This is a genomic window from Pseudomonas sp. XP1 (genome assembly GCF_053557675.1).
Genome location: NZ_JBNRIJ010000029.1, coordinates 1 through 1,064, shown reverse-complemented (window position 1 = coordinate 1,064; position 1,064 = coordinate 1). Strand labels below are relative to the sequence as shown.

The 1,064-nt window shown below is 59.2% G+C and carries 1 protein-coding gene; it reads left to right on the top strand.

Annotation, left to right across the window (positions count from 1 at the left end; genetic code table 11):
• Nucleotides 1-132 precede the first annotated feature (132 nt).
• On the top strand, nt 133-900 hold the full coding sequence (locus tag ACK1U9_RS20325) for a hypothetical protein (protein WP_046617062.1): 768 nt from the start codon (nt 133-135) through the stop codon (nt 898-900).
• Nucleotides 901-1,064 lie beyond the last annotated feature (164 nt).

Genomic DNA, 1,064 nt, shown 5'->3' with positions numbered 1-1,064 from the left:
CTGAGGGCGGTGCGATCCCTGTGGGAGCGGCTTTAGCCGCGAATAGGCCGATACAGGTATATAGCCGCTGTTCGTCCCCAGACGAACTCACTACACTCAAGGGTGTAATTCTTCTTCAATGAGGCATTAACGGTGACACCACTTCTGATCACCCTGCTCATCGTGGCGGGTATCGCGTTGCTGATCGTGATCGGCTACCTAAACAATGTGGTCGAGAACGGCAAGCTAGAGCGCGCCCGGATGAAGGTCGAGCTGGCCGACCGCCTGCGCCGCTGTGGCGAAATCACCGAGACCTTCCCAGGCCAGTTCATGACACCGGCGCTGAAGTTGCTGCTGACCCGCCTGGAGCTCAACCTCAACCAGCGTCAACTGGCGATGGACAAGCACAATGCCGAAATCAAGGCGCGCATCGCCGAACTGGAGAGACTGATTGCCCAGGGCGGGCAGATACCGGTGAACAACCCGCCCAACCCGATCCAGACCGAGATCAAGGCCAAGGATGTGCGCTTCCTGCTGGAGGCGTTGCACAACCAGGTGACCCGCGCCGCCCAGGAGGGCTTCCTGCCCACGCCCGAGGCAAAGCAATGGGTCAAGGAAATCCGCCATATCCTGGTGCTGTTGCATATCGAGTTCTTCAACAACCTAGGCCAGCAGGCCCTCCAGCAGAACCAGCCAGGCCAGGCGCGACTTGCGTTCGAGCGCGGCGTGCAGTACCTGCGCAAACAGCCGGAACCGAAGGTTTATGAGGAGCAGCTTACGTACCTGGAGAAGCTGCTGGCCCGGGCCAACGCCCAGGTGCTGGACCGCATGGCTCCGGCGGAGGACGAGCAGAATGAACTGACCCAGGGGCTCAAGACCGATGAGGAAGAGACCTGGAAGAAGAAGGTGATGTACGACTGATGCTTTAACCTTTACCGGCCTCTTCGCGGCTAAAGCCGCTCCCACGGGGACCGCCTCGCCCTCAGGCTTGATGCCATCCTTGTGGGAGATTCTATGGTTGTGGGCAATGCTTTTTGCCCCCTTTGCTCATGTATTCGCCTTGAGTCTTCATCAAGGCGAATGCA